General features: G+C 58.5%; 17 protein-coding genes. 11 read left to right on the top strand and 6 right to left on the bottom strand.

Annotation, left to right across the window (positions count from 1 at the left end; all coding sequences use genetic code 11):
• Positions 1-23: 23 nt before the first annotated feature.
• Positions 24-1826: a translation elongation factor 4 gene (lepA, locus tag ACTG4M_RS05555; protein WP_439122648.1), complete on the bottom strand. Its 1803-nt coding sequence runs from the start codon at positions 1824-1826 to the stop codon at positions 24-26.
• A gap of 175 nt (positions 1827-2001) precedes the next feature.
• Here lepA and ACTG4M_RS05560 point away from each other — a divergent pair, with 175 nt between their 5' ends.
• Positions 2002-2349: a hypothetical protein gene (locus ACTG4M_RS05560; protein ID WP_439122649.1), complete on the top strand. Its 348-nt coding sequence runs from the start codon at positions 2002-2004 to the stop codon at positions 2347-2349.
• Here the strand turns inward: ACTG4M_RS05560 and ACTG4M_RS05565 are convergent.
• Entirely contained in the window at positions 2343-3107 is a 765-nt protein-coding gene (locus tag ACTG4M_RS05565) for an alpha/beta fold hydrolase (RefSeq protein ID WP_439122650.1), read from the bottom strand. The two genes, ACTG4M_RS05560 and ACTG4M_RS05565, sit on opposite strands and share 7 nt — an antisense overlap.
• A gap of 63 nt (positions 3108-3170) precedes the next feature.
• Here ACTG4M_RS05565 and ACTG4M_RS05570 point away from each other — a divergent pair, with 63 nt between their 5' ends.
• From ACTG4M_RS05570 to ACTG4M_RS05580, 3 genes are read left to right on the top strand one after another with little or no spacing between them, the layout of a single operon-like run.
• Positions 3171-3545 (top strand): hypothetical protein, encoded by a 375-nt coding sequence (locus tag ACTG4M_RS05570; RefSeq protein ID WP_439122651.1) that lies wholly within the window; start codon positions 3171-3173, stop codon positions 3543-3545.
• 41 nt (positions 3546-3586) lie between these two features.
• Entirely contained in the window at positions 3587-4252 is a 666-nt protein-coding gene (locus ACTG4M_RS05575) for an SDR family NAD(P)-dependent oxidoreductase (protein ID WP_439122652.1), read from the top strand.
• On the top strand, positions 4246-5760 hold the full coding sequence (locus tag ACTG4M_RS05580; RefSeq protein ID WP_439122653.1) for a cryptochrome/photolyase family protein: 1515 nt from the start codon (positions 4246-4248) through the stop codon (positions 5758-5760). The genes ACTG4M_RS05575 and ACTG4M_RS05580 overlap by 7 nt, the downstream gene beginning before the upstream one ends.
• Positions 5761-5846: 86 nt before the next feature.
• Here the strand turns inward: ACTG4M_RS05580 and ACTG4M_RS05585 are convergent, their stop codons facing one another.
• Both ACTG4M_RS05585 and ACTG4M_RS05590 read right to left on the bottom strand, forming a co-directional pair.
• Positions 5847-8126, bottom strand: a complete 2280-nt coding sequence (locus ACTG4M_RS05585) for an NADP-dependent malic enzyme (protein WP_439122654.1) — start codon at positions 8124-8126, stop codon at positions 5847-5849.
• Positions 8127-8211: 85 nt separating this feature from the next.
• Complete coding sequence (locus ACTG4M_RS05590; protein WP_439122655.1) at positions 8212-8403, bottom strand: DUF3072 domain-containing protein; 192 nt, start codon at positions 8401-8403, stop codon at positions 8212-8214.
• A gap of 119 nt (positions 8404-8522) precedes the next feature.
• Here ACTG4M_RS05590 and ACTG4M_RS05595 point away from each other — a divergent pair, with 119 nt between their 5' ends.
• The 6 genes from ACTG4M_RS05595 to ACTG4M_RS05620 all read left to right on the top strand — a co-directional run bounded on the left by ACTG4M_RS05595 (position 8523) and on the right by ACTG4M_RS05620 (position 13776).
• Positions 8523-8915, top strand: coding sequence for a cytidine deaminase (locus ACTG4M_RS05595; protein WP_439122656.1), 393 nt, complete (start codon positions 8523-8525; stop codon positions 8913-8915).
• Positions 8915-10207 carry a thymidine phosphorylase gene (locus ACTG4M_RS05600; protein ID WP_439122657.1) on the top strand — a complete coding sequence of 431 codons (1293 nt, stop codon included), beginning with the start codon at positions 8915-8917 and terminating at the stop codon, positions 10205-10207. The genes ACTG4M_RS05595 and ACTG4M_RS05600 overlap by 1 nt, the downstream gene beginning before the upstream one ends.
• Positions 10204-11412, top strand: coding sequence for a phosphopentomutase (locus ACTG4M_RS05605; protein WP_439122658.1), 1209 nt, complete (start codon positions 10204-10206; stop codon positions 11410-11412). Before ACTG4M_RS05600 ends, ACTG4M_RS05605 begins: the two co-directional genes overlap by 4 nt.
• A 62-nt stretch (positions 11413-11474) precedes the next feature.
• Positions 11475-12452, top strand: coding sequence for an adenosine deaminase (locus tag ACTG4M_RS05610; RefSeq protein WP_439122691.1), 978 nt, complete (start codon positions 11475-11477; stop codon positions 12450-12452).
• Positions 12449-13081 (top strand): uracil phosphoribosyltransferase, encoded by a 633-nt coding sequence (upp, locus tag ACTG4M_RS05615; protein ID WP_439122659.1) that lies wholly within the window; start codon positions 12449-12451, stop codon positions 13079-13081. Before ACTG4M_RS05610 ends, upp begins: the two co-directional genes overlap by 4 nt.
• Positions 13082-13140: 59 nt before the next feature.
• On the top strand, positions 13141-13776 hold the full coding sequence (locus ACTG4M_RS05620; RefSeq protein WP_439122660.1) for a hypothetical protein: 636 nt from the start codon (positions 13141-13143) through the stop codon (positions 13774-13776).
• Here the strand turns inward: ACTG4M_RS05620 and ACTG4M_RS05625 are convergent, their stop codons facing one another.
• Both ACTG4M_RS05625 and ACTG4M_RS05630 read right to left on the bottom strand, forming a co-directional pair.
• Positions 13777-14802 (bottom strand): hypothetical protein, encoded by a 1026-nt coding sequence (locus tag ACTG4M_RS05625; RefSeq protein WP_439122661.1) that lies wholly within the window; start codon positions 14800-14802, stop codon positions 13777-13779.
• Between the two features lie 127 nt (positions 14803-14929).
• A complete protein-coding gene (locus ACTG4M_RS05630; RefSeq protein WP_439122662.1) occupies positions 14930-16558 on the bottom strand; it encodes an AMP-binding protein in 1629 nt (542 codons plus the stop codon).
• A gap of 107 nt (positions 16559-16665) precedes the next feature.
• On the opposite strand from ACTG4M_RS05630, the gene ACTG4M_RS05635 reads away from it, so the two are divergent.
• On the top strand, positions 16666-17316 hold the full coding sequence (locus ACTG4M_RS05635; protein WP_439122663.1) for a sulfotransferase family 2 domain-containing protein: 651 nt from the start codon (positions 16666-16668) through the stop codon (positions 17314-17316).
• Positions 17317-17388 lie beyond the last annotated feature (72 nt).

The raw sequence follows: 17388 nt of genomic DNA on the forward strand, positions 1-17388 counted from the left end.
TCCCGAAGGCGGTAGATTTTTACCTACCCATCCATCTTCAGCGCCGAGATGAACGCTTCCTGTGGGATGTCGACCTTGCCAAACTGGCGCATCTTCTTTTTACCGGCCTTCTGCTTTTCCAAAAGCTTCTTCTTGCGGGTGGCGTCGCCGCCATAGCATTTGGCGGTCACGTCTTTGCGCAGGGCGGCCAGTGTTTCGCGGGCGATCACCTTGCCGCCGATGGCGGCTTGGATCGGGATCTTGAACATGTGGCGCGGGATCAGGTCTTTGAGCTTTTCGCACATGGCGCGGCCACGGGTTTCGGCGCGGTCGCGGTGCACCATGGTAGAGAGCGCATCGACAGGTTCGTCATTCACAAGGATCTGCATCTTCACAAGGTTGTCCTCGCGATAGCCGATCATCTGGTAGTCGAACGACGCGTAACCCTTGGTGACCGACTTTAGGCGGTCGTAGAAATCGAACACAACCTCGTTCAGCGGCAGGTCATAGACCACCATTGCGCGGTTTCCGACATAGGTCAGGTCAATCTGTTCACCGCGGCGGTCCTGACACAGCTTGAGAACATCGCCCAGGTATTCATCTGGCACAAGAATCGACGCCTTGATGCGTGGCTCTTCGATATGGTCGATGGTTGATGGGTCGGGCATGTCTGCCGGATTGTGCAATTCGAGCATTTCGCCGTCGCGGGTGTAGACGTGATAGATCACCGACGGGGCCGTGGTGATCAGGTCAATGTCATATTCGCGCTCAAGGCGGTCGCGGATCACCTCAAGGTGCAACAAACCGAGGAAACCGCAACGGAAGCCAAAACCCAATGCGGCAGAGGTTTCCATCTCGGACGTAAAAGAAGCGTCGTTCAGCGCAAGCTTTTCAATCGCGCCGCGCATGTCCTCAAAATCGTTGGCATCGACAGGGAACAAGCCGCAGAACACCACCGGAATCGACGGCTTAAAGCCGGGCAGGGGCGTGTCGACGCCCTTCTTCTCGGTTGTGATTGTGTCACCCACACGGGTGTCGCTCACCTGTTTGATCTGCGCGGTGATGTAGCCGATCTCACCGGGCCCAAGCTCGTCCACAGCTTGCATGGCGGGGCGATAGACACCAATTCGGTCGATGTCATAGGTCCCACCGGTTTTCATCATCTTGACCCGCTGGCCCTTTTTCAGAACCCCGTCGATGACGCGCACAATCACAACGACGCCGAGGTAGGGGTCGTATTTACTATCCACCAGCATCGCCTTGAGTGGCGCGTCGGCCTTGCCCTCATGCGGCGGCGGCAGACGTTTGACGATGGCTTCGAGCACGGCGGGAATGCCGATGCCTGTTTTCGCCGAGATTTCCAGAGCGTCGGAGGCATCAATCCCGATCACGTCTTCGATCTGTTCCTTCACGCGCTCCGGCTCGGAGGCGGGCAGGTCGATCTTGTTTAGGACCGGGACAATTTCGTGGTCGGCGTCAATCGCGGTATAAACGTTGGCCAGCGTCTGAGCTTCCACGCCTTGGGTCGCGTCCACAACCAGCAACGACCCTTCGACCGCGCGCATCGACCGTGACACCTCGTAGGCGAAATCCACGTGTCCGGGCGTGTCGATTAGGTTGAGGATATAGACCTCGCCATCCTCGGCCTTGTATTCGATCCGAACCGTGTTGGCCTTGATCGTGATGCCGCGTTCCCGCTCGATGTCCATCGAGTCAAGAAGCTGTTCCTTCATCTCCCGTTCCGTCACGGTATTAGTGGACTGGATCAGCCGGTCGGCCAGGGTGGATTTCCCGTGGTCGATATGGGCTACGATGGAGAAATTACGGATGTGCGAAAGCTCTGTCATGTGCCGGATATGATGCGGTTTTGGGGTCTGGTCAAGGTGGCGCGACTGCTCTGCGACGATTGACAAAAGGTGATTTGAAAACAGATTCCATTTCGGGCATTCTTACCACAGGCACTGAACCGCCAAATCGGGCGCAAGACCCAGGGCGCGGATCATTCAAGAGAGAGCAGGCAGCATGAAACTCTTGGCAGCATTATTGGTCACGGCATTGGTCGCAGGATGCGGCGGAAACCGATTTGATCGTGGCGACAGCGGCACCGTCACCCGTTTCTCGACCGGACCGATCAGCCGGGCGTGTTTGTCGTCGGACCGTAAGGCACGCAATTCGAGACTGTGCGGATGTATTCAGACAGTGGCGAACCGATCCTTATCCAGCGCCGATCAGCGCAAGGCGTCACGTTTCTTTGGCGACCCGCAGCGCGCGCATGATACATGGATGTCGCAGTCAGCGTCGGATGATGCGTTTTGGGAGCGGTACAAGGTCTTTGCCGCGCGGTCCGCAAATTCCTGTCGCGGTTATTGATCCAGGTCGAGAAACGCCCGCACGGAGGCTTCAAATTCTCGCGGCTTTTCAGCATGGAGCCAATGGCCTGCCCCCGGGATTTTGGCGAACCGCGCCTTAGGGAACAGCCCTTTAATTTTTGGCCGATACTCTTGCGTGACATAGTCCGATTGCGCCCCTGACAGAAATAGCGTCGGTTTGTCAAAGCTGCCCTCCAAGTCTGGAAACCCAAGGATCTTGGGCATCTCGGCGGCCAGCGCATCAAGGTTCAGTTTCCAGCGTTTGCCTTTCACATCAAGCGATTGCGTAAAGAACGCCTGCAAGGTCGGGTCGTCCACATGCGCGGCCAGTTGGGCTGACGCATCGGATCGTTTTTCAATGGCTGAAAGATCGACCGCCCGCATCGCTTCGATGAACTGGATTTGCGAATGTGTATATGCGACGGGCGCGATATCAGCGACAATCAGACGATTGACCAACTCTGGCCGGGTCAGTGCCAGCACCATCGCCGCCTTTCCGCCCATGGAATGACCGACCACATCCATCAGGCCGCCGTGCGCCTCTATCACTTGGGCAAGATCAGCCGCCATATCGGGGTAGCTGTGGTCGTCGGACCAAAAGCTGTCACCGTGATTGCGTAGGTCAACAGTGGCTACTGCCCCGCGATCGGATAAACGTTTCGCGATCACACTCCAATTCCGTCCGGACCCATAAAGCCCATGAACGATCAGCAAAGGCGTTGACGGGCCCTGCGAGTCTGTAAACAGCGTATTCAGCATGGGTGCTGCATACTGCGCCCTTACAGCCTTGAGCAAGAGGGCGGTGCGCTTTATGCCTCTGGCATGGAACATGTCGATATGATCAAGGAAGAAGCCGACACGCTGCGGACACTTTTGGCAAAAAGGCTGGGGCTCAAGCGTGGGTCGCTATCGCGTCGCGTCGCCAAGGCCGGGCGTCGACTGCCGACAGCCGTGCGCAATGACATCGCCGTTGTTGCTGAAGCCGAAAACCTGGCGCGCCATCCAAAGCTTGCCATCCGCCTTGATCCAACCGCTACAAAAGGCGCCTACGACCGTGCGGTGGCCCATCTAAAGGCGATTGATGTTGCGGATCGCCGCAAGGGGTTTGCCCTTTCAATCTTGGGTAGTGTTGCGTTCAACATTCTGGCCGTGATCTTTTTGTTGATTGTAGTTCTACGGTGGCGTGGGCTGGCCTGACGCCGTTGACCCAGACACTCGACACCCTACGTGGCGGGGTCATGGAAAAAGCACTTATCATTGGATCAAGCGGCGGCATTGGCATGGCGCTGACACAGGCATTGACTGCGCGCGGCGTCGCCGTGACGGGTCTTTCGCGCAGCGGCAACGGGCTGGATGTGACGGACGAAGCCAGCGTTGAAAAAGCGCTTGGCACGTTGGACGGCCCTTTCGATCTCATCTTTGTTGCGACTGGCGCGTTAGAGATCAAAGGTGCCGAACCTGAGAAAACTCTGCGCCATGTGACGGCAAATGCAATGATCGACCAGTTCAAGCTGAACACAGTTGGCCCATCATTGTTGCTGAAACACGCTCTGCGTCTCTTGCCGCGCAAGGGCAGGTCGGTCTTTGCGGCCCTGTCGGCGCGTGTCGGGTCGATTGGTGATAACAATCTGGGAGGCTGGTACAGCTATCGCACTTCAAAGGCGGCGCTAAACCAGATGCTGCACGGTGCGGCGATTGAACTGGGCCGCACGCATAAAGACCTGATCTGTGTCGCGCTGCACCCGGGCACCGTTGAAACCGCCTTTACTGAAAAATATGCTGCCAACCATCCGACCGTGCCCGCACCAGAAGCGGCGGACAATTTGCTGTCGGTTCTTGATGGTTTGACGCCAGACGACACGGGCCGGTTCTTCGATTGGCAGGGTAAAGAGGTGCCATGGTGAGCCGTCTTGTTCTCGTCCTTGGGGATCAGCTGACTGACAGCTTGTCAGCGCTGGAGCAGGCGGACAAATCGTCTGACGTTGTGGTCATGGCCGAAGTCGCTGAAGAAGCCACCTACGTCCAGCACCACCCCAAAAAGATCGCCTTTATCTTTGCCGCGATGCGCAAGTTCGCCGCCCGGCTCAAGGATAATGGATGGGACGTTCGCTACACTCAGCTTGACGATACCGACAACGCAGGCTCGATCCCCGGCGAATTGTTGCGCCGGGCCGACGAAACCGGCGCATCCGAGGTGATCGCGACCCAACCTGGTGAATGGCGGTTGATTGAGGCGCTCGAAGACATGCCGCTCAAGCTGAGCATGAAACCAGACACCCGCTTTATCAGCACGCAAGACGAATTCGACGCATGGGCCGAAGGCCGCACAGCGCTGCGGATGGAGTATTTCTACCGCGACATGCGGCGCAAGACAGGGCTTTTGATGGATGGGGACGACCCTGAGGGTGGCAAGTGGAATTACGATGCCGACAACCGCAAACCCGCCCCGGACGATGTGGCCTTTTCCGGCCCGATGCAGTTCACGCCTGACGACACAGTGACCGACGTGCTTGATCTGGTCGAGTCGCGGTTCGGCAATTCATTTGGATCGCTGCGCCCCTTTTGGTTCGCCACCGACCGCAAACAGGCGCGGCGCGCTTTGACGCATTTCATCACTTACGCGCTGCCCCGCTTTGGCGATTTTCAAGACGCAATGTTGAACGACAACCGCTTCCTCTATCACGCAATGATCTCGCCTTACCTCAATGTCGGGTTGCTCGACCCGATAGAGGTGTGCCGTGCAGCCGAGGACGCTTACAAAGACGGGCACGCGCCGCTGAACGCAGTCGAAGGTTTTATCCGGCAGATCATCGGCTGGCGAGAATACGTGCGTGGCATCTATTTCCGCGAAGGCCCGGATTATCCGAGCCGTAATGCGCTGAACCACCAGCGCAAGCTCCCTGATTTTTACTGGACGGGTGACACCGACATGAACTGCCTGTCCAAGTCCATCACGCAGACGGCGGACGAGGCCTATGCCCACCACATTCAGCGATTGATGGTCACCGGCAATTTCGCGCTTCTGGCGGGGATTAACCCGCACGAGGTGCATGAATGGTATCTGCGCGTTTATATCGACGCGTTTGAATGGGTCGAAGCGCCCAATGTCGTCGGAATGAGCCAATTTGCGGATGGCGGGATCATCGCGTCCAAGCCCTATGTATCGTCGGGTGCATATATCAATCGGATGTCGGATTACTGCAAATCCTGCCGCTACAAGGTTCAGGACAAGACCGGCAAAGATGCCTGTCCGTTCAATGTGCTTTATTGGCATTTTCTGGATCGGCATGCCGAAAGGTTCAGCGGAAACAACCGCATGAACCAGATCTACGCCAATTGGAAGCGGATGGACGAGGATCGAAAGCAGACCATCCTGTCCGAGGCCGAAGCATTTCTCGACGGGTTGAGTTAGCGTTTTGTGTCACCACACCCGGTTTTGGTTCGCCCGACGCGTGCCATGTCGGTGCGGCCCGACATCACGAGGCATGAACGCCTCGTTTATCCGTATTGCGCAACCGGCGTTCCGGCGATCGCGGCCATGTTCAGCAAGCCGCGCGCGGTGATTCCGGATGTTACCACATGCGCCCGGTTACCCATGCCCATGAGGATCGGCCCCACCTCAAGACCACCAGCCCGCATCTTGAGAATGTTGCGCACCGCCGAGGCCGCATCGGCATGTCCAAAGATCAGAACATTGGCAACACCCTGCATCCGGTTGCCCGGTAAAAGACGCTCGCGCAACTCCGGATCAAGGGCCGCATCCACATTCATCTCGCCTTCATAACAGAATTCGCGAGGCTCTGAATCCAGCACTGCAATCGCGTCACGCAACCGTTTGCCGGATCCTTCGTCCTGATTGCCGAACTGCGATTGCGAACAGAACGCGATGTTCGGCGTCAGTCCAAAGCGGCGCACATGGCGCGCGGCACCAATGGCTGTCTGGGCCAATTCTTCGGGTGTCGGCAGAGACCTCACATGGGTGTCGGCAATGAACAATGGCCCGTCTTCAAGAATCATCATGCTCAGTGCGCCATGCGGCGAATGCTCAGCTGTGCCCAAGACTTGCGTGACGTAGTTCAGATGCCAGCGAAATTCGCCAAATGTGCCGCAGATCAGGCTGTCGGCTTCGTCGCGATGCACCATAACGGCGCCGATGGCAGTGGTGTTGGTGCGCATGATTGCTCGGGCCAGATCGGGCGTCACACCGCGCCGCGCCATGATTTTGTGGTAGGTCTCCCAATAATCGCGGTAGCGCGGGTCGTTTTCGGGGTTCACCAATGTGAAGTCCCGGTCAGGTCGGATCTCAAGCCCCAGTCGTTCGCAGCGCGACGCGATCACGTCGGGACGGCCAATCAGGATTGGGGTTTCGGTGGTTTCCTCCAGTATCGCCTGTGCCGCCCGCAGCACTCGTTCGTCCTCGCCCTCGGCAAAGACGATCCGCCGCGCGCCTGTGGCTGCCGCATCGAACACCGGACGCATCAAGAGCGCGGATTTGTAGACGCTGGCATCCAGTTTGGCTTTGTAGGCGGCAAGGTCTTCGACCGGGCGCACTGCCACGCCGGACTCCATCGCTGCTTTGGCAACCGCCGTCGATACGACACCGGACAGGCGTGGATCAAACGGTTTGGGGATCAGGTAATCTGCTCCAAAGGTCAGTTGTTCACCTCGGTAGGCGGCGGCTGCCTCGGCGCTGGTGGTGGCGCGTGCCAGCTTGGCAATGCCTTCAACACAGGCCACCTGCATCGCGTCGTTGATCTCGGTCGCTCCGACATCCAATGCGCCCCGGAAAATGAATGGGAAACACAACACGTTATTGACCTGATTGGGAAAGTCGCTGCGCCCAGTGGCCATGATCGCATTCGGCGCAACCTCGCGCACCTCGTCGGGTAGGATTTCCGGCGTCGGATTGGCCAGCGCAAAGATGATGGGCCGATCCGACATTTTGGCGACCATCTCAGGCGTGAGCACCTTCGGTCCGCTCAGTCCCAGAAACAGATCCGCACCTTCGATCACATCATCCAAGGTGCGCAGGTCGCTTTTCTGCGCATACGCCGCCTTTTGCGGGTTCATGTCTTCGGCCCGACCTTCGTAGACCAGCCCGTGAATGTCACAAAGCCAGATGTTTTCGCGCTTCACGCCCAGCTTGAGAAGCATGTTCAAACAGGCGATGCCCGCAGCACCGCCGCCGGTGGATACGATTTTGATGTCCTCAAACGCTTTGTCCGCGACATGAAGCGCGTTCGTCGCAGCGGCACCGACCACAATCGCGGTGCCGTGCTGATCGTCGTGGAACACCGGAATGTTCATCCGTTCTCGGCACAGTTTTTCGACAATGAAACAATCAGGCGCCTTGATGTCCTCAAGGTTTATCGCACCAAAGGTCGGTTCAAGCGCGCAAACAATATCTGCAAGCTTTTCGGGGTCGCTTTCGTTCACTTCAATGTCGAAGCAATCGATATTGGCGAATTTCTTGAACAGAACCGCCTTGCCCTCCATGACTGGTTTTGACGCAAGGGCTCCGATGTTGCCCAAACCCAGAACCGCAGTGCCATTCGAGACAACGGCCACAAGGTTGCCCTTGGCAGTGTAGCGCGCGGCATTGGTCGGGTCGGCCTTGATCTCAAGGCAGGCTTCGGCGACCCCCGGGCTGTAGGCGCGGGCCAAGTCGCGGCCATTCGCCAAAGGCTTGGTGGCGCGGATTTCAAGTTTTCCGGGCTTTGGATGCTCGTGGTAGAACAGCGCTGCCTGACGCAGCGATTCATTGGTGTTATCTGACATGAAATTGCCCCGCTCAATTTGGTTTAGGGCTAAACCAAATTGCAGCGGAGGGAAAGAGCAAGCGGTGTTGTGTCTTTCGCGAAGCTTAGTTCAGATATTCCTGAAGATGCGCGATCCGTCGTTCGGCTTGCCTTCGTGTCAGGCTGCCATCAAATGGCTCATCTGCACGCTGTGTCAGTTCGCGCAGCTTGACGGCTTGTGGTTCGGTCATCTGTTCTTTGGGGTCAGGGCCCAATCCAAGCGATGGATCAAGCGCGAGACTGTTTTGCATCGGCATAGCTAGCTCCTTTGATTGGAGGAAAACGCGAACGCAGCGTTTCCAGTTCCGCCAGCCCTTGCAATCGGTGACGCAGCCTCGCAATCATAAGGGTCACACAAAAGAGGGGCAGGGCAACAATGGATCTCAAGACTGCGGCACAAGCCGTTCGTAAAAACGCATATGCGCCCTATTCCAGATTTAAAGTCGGCGCAGCGCTGCTGGCCGAGGATGGCACGGTCTATGTAGGCTGCAACGTCGAAAACGTGGCCTATCCCGAAGGCACCTGTGCCGAAGCCGGCGCCATTGCAGCTATGGTTGCATCCGGTGTGCAAAAGATCGTCGAGGCGTATGTCATTGCCGACAGCCCTGACCCTGTGCCGCCTTGTGGGGGGTGTCGCCAGAAACTGTCTGAATTTGCTGCGCGCGATGTGTCCGTGACGCTGGCCACTACCGACGGTGTGGAGTTTCGCACAACAGTTGGTGATTTGCTGCCCGGCGCCTTCGACGCTGGTCACATGGACAAAAGCTGATGGATGCACGCGCCATCATCGCGACCCTGCGCAAAGGCAACACACCAGAGGCCGACGCGCTTGGGTGGTTTGCCCAGGGTCTGGCTGACGGATCGGTTACTGATGCCCAAGCCGGAGCGTTTGCGATGGGTGTTTGCCTGAACGGACTAGGCGATGCGGGCCGTGCCGCGCTCACCGCAGCGATGCGCGACAGTGGCAAAGTTTTGCGCTGGAATATGGATGCGCCGGTTTTGGACAAACACTCAACCGGCGGCGTTGGCGATTGCGTCAGCCTGATTCTTGCACCAGCGCTTGCCGCGTGTGGCGTTTACGTTCCGATGATCTCGGGCCGGGGTCTGGGTCATACCGGCGGTACGCTGGATAAGCTTGAATCCATTCCAGGTTTCCGCACAACGCTGACCGAAGATCAGTTTCGCCAAGTCGTGTCCAAGGTTGGTTGCGCTATTGTCAGTGCCAGCGCAGATATCGCGCCTGCCGACAAACGGCTCTATGCGATCCGTGATGTCACAGCGACGGTGGAAAGCCTCGACCTCATTACAGCCTCGATCCTTTCCAAGAAACTTGCCGCAGGGCTTGAAGGCTTGGTGCTCGACGTCAAGTGCGGCTCTGGTGCATTCATGAAATCGGCAGACGATGCACGTGCCTTGGCCCGCGCTTTGGTCGATACCGCCAATGCCACCGGGTGCCCCACCTCGGCGCTGATCACCGACATGTCGCAACCCTTGGCACCCAGCCTTGGCAACGCGCTCGAAGTGATCGACGTGATGCGCGTTCTGACCGGTCAAAGCAGTGGGCGCTTGCTGGACCTCACCATTGCCTTGGGCGGTGCGCTGCTGGACCAAGCCGGGTTCAAAAATGGAACGGACCAGATCAGCAACGCCATCAGCACGGGCACAGCGGCAGAGAAATTCGGCGCGATGGTCTGCGCGATGGGCGGCCCAGTGCACTTTATCGAAGGCTGGGCGCGCTTCCTGCCCGAGGCCCCGGTGATCCGCGAAGTCACTGCGCCCGCATCAGGCACTGTTGCCGCCATTGATGGCGAGGCGTTGGGCCTCACAGTGGTGGCGCTGGGCGGGGGGCGGCAGGTCGAAACGGATATGGTCGATCCTGCCGTTGGCCTGAGCGATGTAGTGTCGATCGGGGATCGCGTTACCAAAGGCCACCCCTTGGCTCGCATCCATGCCGCCCGCGAGGGGCAGGCAGATGCGGCGGAAAACGCGATACGTGCCGCGATCACATTGGTTGATGGCCCGGCCCCTGTGCCCAACCTGGTTTTGGAGCACATAACATGAGCCGTGCGTTTCTGGTCGTTATGGATTCCGTCGGCATTGGTGGAGCACCCGACGCAGATCAGTTCTTTAACGGCGGAACACCTGACACCGGGGCCAACACTTTGCTGCACATCGCGACAGCCTGTGCTGACGGCAAAGCCGAAAAGGGCCGCACCGGCTCCTTGAGACTTCCGACGCTTAACGCGCTTGGCCTTGGGCAAGCGGTCGCGCTGGCCAGTGAACAAGCGCCCGTCGGCCTGAACACCAATCCAACAGGGCGCTGGGGGGCTGGGACCGAACTTTCCAAAGGCAAAGACACACCGTCTGGCCATTGGGAATTGGCGGGCCTACCCGTTCCGTGGGATTGGACGTATTTACCCGATACCGTGCCGTCCTTTCCCGAGGACATCACCAGGCGCATCTGTGATCTAGCCGGCACCAAGGGCATCCTTGGCAACTGCCACAGCAACGGTGTCAAGGTGATCGACACCTTCGGCGCCGAACACCTGCGCACGGGCCAACCCATCTGCTACACATCCGCCGACAGCGTTCTTCAGATCGCCGCGCATGAAGAGGCGTTTGGCCTCGAGCGACTGCTAAAGCTCTGCGCAGACCTCGCGCCGATGTGTCACGCGCGCAAGATCGGTCGCGTGATCGCGCGGCCTTTCGTTGGGCAGCAGGGCAACTTCGAACGCACGACCAATCGGCACGACTATGCCATCGCACCGCCCGAGTCTGTGCTCACCAATTGGGTGCAGGACGCTGGGCAAAAAGTGATCGGCATTGGCAAAATTGGGGACATCTTCTCGATGGCGGGCATCGACCAGGTGCACAAAGGCGCCGACGTCAAACTGATGGAATACCTCGCGCATCAAATCGATACCGCCCCAGATGGTTCTCTGATCTTCGCCAATTTCGTCGAATTCGACAGCAAGTATGGCCATCGCCGCGATGTATCGGGCTATGCCCGTGCGCTTGAATGGTTCGACGCCGAACTCGCCAAGCTACTGCCAAAGCTGAAACCCGATGACCTGTTGCTCATCACGGCGGATCATGGCAACGACCCGACGTGGGTCGGCACAGACCACACCCGCGAACGCGTCCCGATTCTGATCGCGGGTGCTGGAACGGGTGAAATCGGGCATGTCGGGTTCGTCGATGTGGCCGCAAGCATCGCCGCGCATTTGGGTGTAACGGCAAGAGGATCAGGGCGGAGTTTCTTGTGATGGATGAAGAAGAACGCGACCGCCGGAGCCGTCCCATGGACGAAGAACAGCTTGACCGCATTATGCGTCTGCCCAAAGTCGAACTGCATCTGCACCATGAAGGTGCGGCACCGCCGTCATTCATCAAAGGGCTGGCAAAAGAAAAATCCGTCAATCTGGACGGTGTCTTCAAACCCGATGGCAGTTATGCCTTCCGCGATTTCGTGCATTTCCTGAGCGTCTATGAAGCCGCCACAAGCGTTTTGAAAACGCCAGAAGATTACGCCCGCCTGACCAAAGCTGTGCTTGAAGAAAGTGCTGCAAATGACGTGATCTACTCTGAAACGTTTCTGTCACCTGATTTCTGTGGGGGCAGCGATGTGGGCGCATGGCGCGAATACGTTCATGCGATCCAAGACGCCGCAGACGATGCAGAGCGGGATCACGGCATCATCCTGCGCGGCATCGTCACCTGTATCCGCCATTTCGGTCCGGAAAAGGCCAAGGCCTCGGCGCTGTGTGCGGCTGAAACGGCAGGGGACTGGATCGTCGGCTTCGGCATCGCGGGTGACGAGATGAAGGGCAAACCCAAGGACTTTGCCTACGGCTTTGACATGGCACGCGAAGCCGGGTTGCGGCTGACTGCCCATGCAGGCGAATGGGGTGGCGCGCAATCGGTGCGCGATGCGGTGGACGACCTCAAAGTCGAACGCATCGGGCACGGCGTCCACGCAATCAATGATTTGGCTCTTGTGGACAAACTTGTGGAAAACGAGATTACTCTCGAAGTTTGCCCGGGTTCCAACGTGAACCTTGACGTCTACCCAAGCCTCGATCTGCATCCCATTGAAAAACTGCGTCAACGCGGTGTGAAGGTCACGGTGTCGACTGACGACCCGCCTTTTTTCCACACCACGATGCGCGACGAATACATCAACCTTGCCCGCACGTTCCGCTGGGACGAGGATGTATTTGCCGACTTAAACGACACCGCCGCCCGCGCGGCCTTCTGCGACGAGGACACGCGCAAGCGCGTCCTGAAACGACTGGAGCGCACATGACCGATCACCTGACCATCGTTGACCACCCGCTTGTTCAGCACAAACTGAGCCTGATGCGAGAGAAAGACACCTCGACCAAGTCGTTCCGTCAATTGCTACGTGAAATCAGTCACTTGCTGGCGTACGAGGTGACGCGCAACCTGCCGCTGACCACCAAAACGATCGAAACACCGATGTGTGAAATGGACGCCCCGGTGATCGACGGCAAAAAACTTGCCCTGATTTCGATCCTGCGCGCGGGGAACGGCCTGCTGGACGGCATCCTTGAACTGATTCCCGCAGCACGGGTTGGCTTCGTCGGTCTCTACCGTGACGAAGAAACGCTCAAGCCGGTGCAGTATTACTTCAAAGTCCCCACGCAACTCGATGAACGCGTGACGATTGTCGTCGATCCGATGCTCGCCACAGGCAACAGCTCTGCCGCCGCGATTGATCTGGTCAAAGACGCTGGCGCAAAGAATATTATCTTCCTCTGCCTGCTCGCTGCCCCCGAAGGCGTCGCCCGCATGAAAGAAGCCCATCCCGACGTACCTATCGTCACCGCCGCTTTGGATGAACGTCTGAACGAGAACGGATATATCGTGCCGGGTCTTGGCGATGCCGGCGACCGGATGTTCGGGACGAAATAGACCTTTACACTCAAAGGGCTGACAGGCAGTCTTTGGACCACATCTGTGGGGACAGAGACATGACCGAATATACATTCAAGACCGTGACCGCTGTGGTCGCGGTGATTGTTTCATCAGTATGCGCTTCGGCGCAGGGGTTGCAGGTCAGCCCACCGGCGGAGTTTCCGCCGTCCAGTTATACCGCCACGCAATATGTCGATAGCCGTGGCTGCGTCTATGTGCGGGCCGGTGTCGATGGGGCCGTTAACTGGGTGCCGCGTGTGTCGCGTGACCGCACTCCGATCTGCGGCCAGCAACCCAGTCTTGCCCGCCCCGAGCCCACCATCACCGTAGCCGAGGCCGCACCGGTGATCATCACACCGCAGCGTGTCGTGCCATCAGTGCCGAACCGGACGGTGCAGGCCCGGAAAATCAGCAAGACCCAAGCTGCCCCACAACGCCGGGTCTACGAGGAGCGCATCGTCCCCAAACATGTCTATGATGCGCAAGGCAATACGCTTGCTGCTGTTCCCAAAGGCTACAAACCTGCTTGGGAGGATGACCGCCTGAACCCGCATCGCGCCCACATGACCCGTCAGGGCTACCGCGCGACCCAGCAAATCTGGAGCAACACTGTGCCGCGCAAGCTGCTGAGCGGGGGGCAAAAGATCAAAGAACCGGTGATCGTTGGGCGTGGCAAAGGCCTTGGCCACTGATCACTCGCCGCAGATGCCTTGCAAGCGCAACCAGTCGGCATCGCTTAGAACCGGGCGCGCGTCTCGGCCAGACATCGGATCGGCTTCGATCAATGGCAGGGTGGTTTCCCCGGTAATATCGACCGCATAGGCGTAAGGCGTCGTGCGCAATTCTGCCATTTCGAACCCCGCGATGATCACATCGTTCGACAGGTCGCCCGGTGTCTGCGCCAACAGGTATTCGCTGTACCGATCTAAATCGGCGTCGGCCATCTCGCCAGTGGTCAACAGTCGAAGGCTCGACCATAGGCCGGTCTGGATCAGCATTTCCTCAAGCGGATCCTGCGACAGCGCCCGCAACCGTTCCGTCAGGACATAGCCAGCGGTCACATCCGGCTCTTCGGGATCTTCGATCAGGGACCGGTTCAGCAAAATGCGCCCACCGGGCAGATGTGCCGTTGTCGTCACGCCGCCGGGAAGCACAACAAGCGCGCCCCTTTGCGCCGGACCCAAGACCCGCGAGGCCAAGCGCCGCAGCGGTTCGCGCGCGTCACGTGTCATGCAGGCCTGACCAGAAATTCGCGTGATCCGGGCAAGCAGGGCGTCCCCGATCTCGACACGTTTAACCGACGGCACCACCTGCACGGTGTGCCGCAGCAACGCGTCCGGCAACCAGAACACGATCCCGCCGATGACGGACGCCGCGATCAGCCCGGTGATCCAGAATCGCAGTTTGCCGGGTTTCGGGCGCGACTTGTCGATGGCCGAACGGATGCGTTCGATGGCTTCGACCATCTGCGCACTTTCGTCCCCAAATTCGAGCGTTTCGCCCGGGTCGCCGTCCGGATGATAAATCGCGGGCCGTTGGCCCTTGTTGGCGCGGGCCACAGCCGCAATCGACCAATGCGCCAGCACGTTTTCGCGCAAATCAAGGATCGTCACCGAGGCATCGCCCAAGGATACGATCACATCCTTACGCTGGTCGGCGGGCGTTGCACGCCAGACACCTTCGGCCTCGAGCCGTTGAAATTCCTTCAGCGCGGTCATTCGGGCTGCTCTGCCTCGTTGATTAGACGCAAGAGTACACCCGCACGGCGTTTCGCGCAATGCGGGACAAGGGGGGGATGCAGTGTCTTAAGTGAGCTGGCGGTCGGGCTGGCCAGACTGCGACATCCTAGAGACCTTTTGCCCGTTCGCGCAGTTGGAATTTCTGGATCTTGCCAGTTGATGTCTTTGGCAGTTCTTCAAATACCACTGTCTTGGGTGTCTTAAACCCTGCCAACCGGGATCGGGCAAAGGCGATCAATTCTTCTTCAGTCACAGAATGATTGCCCTTCAACTCGACAAAGGCGCAAGGCACCTCGCCCCATTTGTCGTCCGGTTTGGCCACCACGGCGCACAGCATCACCGCGTCATGCGCCATTAAGCACCCTTCGACCTCGACGGATGAGATGTTTTCGCCACCTGAGATGATGATGTCCTTGGCCCGGTCGGCGATCTGCACATAGTTGTCGGGATGCATGACCGCGATATCGCCAGATCGGAAGTGGCCACCTTCAAATGCCTCTTCGGTGGCCTTTGCGTTCTTGAGATAACCTTTCATCACCGAATTGCCGCGGATGACAATCTCGCCCTGTGTTGTGCCATCACGTTGCACCGGAGTGCCGTCATCGCCGATAACGTCGATCTTTTCCATCATCGGGAACGCCACGCCTTGTCGCGCCTTGATCGCGGATTGCGCATCTTGGTCAAGCCCGTCCCAGTCCGCGCCGTTCCAGACGCATTCGGTGACATGGCCATAGGTTTCGGTGAGCCCGTAAACTTGCATCACGTGGAAGCCCAGGTCGCCAATTTTGGCCAGCGTCGCCGGGGCAGGGGGCGCGCCCGCGGTATAAACTTTTACCAGATGGTCAAAGTCCCGCCGTTCGCTTGGGTCCGAGTTGACGATCATGTTCAGAACAATGGGCGCGCCGCCGAAATGGCTGACACCTTCATCTGCAATCGCGTCATAGATCGCCTTTGCGCTGATGTCGCGGCAGCACACAATTGTGCCGCCGAGCATCGGCATCATCCACGTGTGGTTCCAACCATTGCAGTGAAACAACGGCACGATGGTCAGATACTTGGGCCGCAGCGACATTTCCCAGCTTACTGCCGTGCCCATTGTCATCAGGTATGCACCGCGATGGTGGTAGACCACGCCCTTGGGCCGTCCGGTGGTGCCAGAGGTGTAGTTGAGCGCGAGGCTTTCCCATTCGTCTTCGGGCATAAGCCATTGGAAATCCGGGTCAGCACCAGCCAGTACGTCTTCGTATTCTGGATAGTCGCTCGACGCATTCACGCCTTCATGCGGATCGGCCACTTCGATCACCTTGGGGGCCGGGCCCTCCATTTGTTCGATGGCTTCGGCCAGAACCGGCATGAACTGTGGGTCACACAGAACGACCTTTGCTTCGCCGTGGTCGAGGATATAGGCAATCGTGTCCACATCCAGCCGCGTGTTGATGGTGTTGAGCACCGCACCACAGGCTGGAACCCCGAAATGCGCCTCGGCCTGAGCGGGGATATTGGGCAAGACGGTCGCCACCACATCACCCGGTTTTACACCCATCGCCACCAAAGCAGAGGCCAGGCGGGTCACGCGGTCATGGTATTCGGCGTAGGTCTTTCGATGCGGCCCATGCACGACGGCAATCGTGTCGGGAAACACCTCTGCTGCGCGTTGTAAATGCGATAGGGGCGTCAACGGCACATAATTCGCCGCACGCCGTTCCAACCCGGTTTCATCCCGCATCCAACCCATGTCGTGACCTCCCCTGCGACAATCTGTACAGCGTGACATAGCGCAGGGATCGAACAGGGGAAAAGCCCAAACTTGCGTGATCTGCCGCAAACTGACAACTCTTGCGCATGATCATCTCACCCGCCCGGAAATTCATCTTTGTGCATATCCCCAAAACGGGTGGCACATCGCTGGCTTTGGCGCTTGAAGATCGGGCGCATCGGGATGACATTCTGATCGGAGACACACCCAAAGCGATCAAGCGCAAGGGCAGGTTGAAAAAGCTGACCGCGAAGGGACGGCTTTGGAAGCATAGCACTTTGGCAGACATCGACGGGGTGTTGAAACCAGATGCGCTGAACGACATGTTCGTCTTCACGCTGGTGCGCAACCCATGGGACCGGATAGTCAGCTATTACCACTGGCTGCGCGGGCAAAGCTTTGACCATCCTGCGGTCGCCTTGGCCAAGGCGGTTCCGTTTGAGGATTTCGTGCTGCACCCCGGTACCGGCGCCAGCCTGCGCGCTTCGCCCTATGCAAGCTATGTCACTGACGCCGCCGGGATCAATCGCGCAGCGGCCTATGTGCGGCTTGAAGCGTTGGAACAAGACCTGGCCCCGGTCTCAGCTCATCTTGGTTTTCGTCTGGAACTGCCCCACGCGAACGCGTCTGACAGGCCGCGCGACTATCGCACGGCCTATTCCGGCCAATCTGCGCGGGCTGTGGCAGAGATGTGTGAACACGACATCGCGCAGTTTGGGTATCGGTTTGATGCCTGATTTCTGGGCAAACCGCTTGGGTCTGCCCGTCAAGAAAGCACCAAATGCAGTATTGCTGCATTGCAGTAATAC

The organism is Marivita sp. (assembly GCF_965656765.1).
Taxonomy (GTDB): Bacteria; Pseudomonadota; Alphaproteobacteria; order Rhodobacterales; family Rhodobacteraceae; genus Marivita.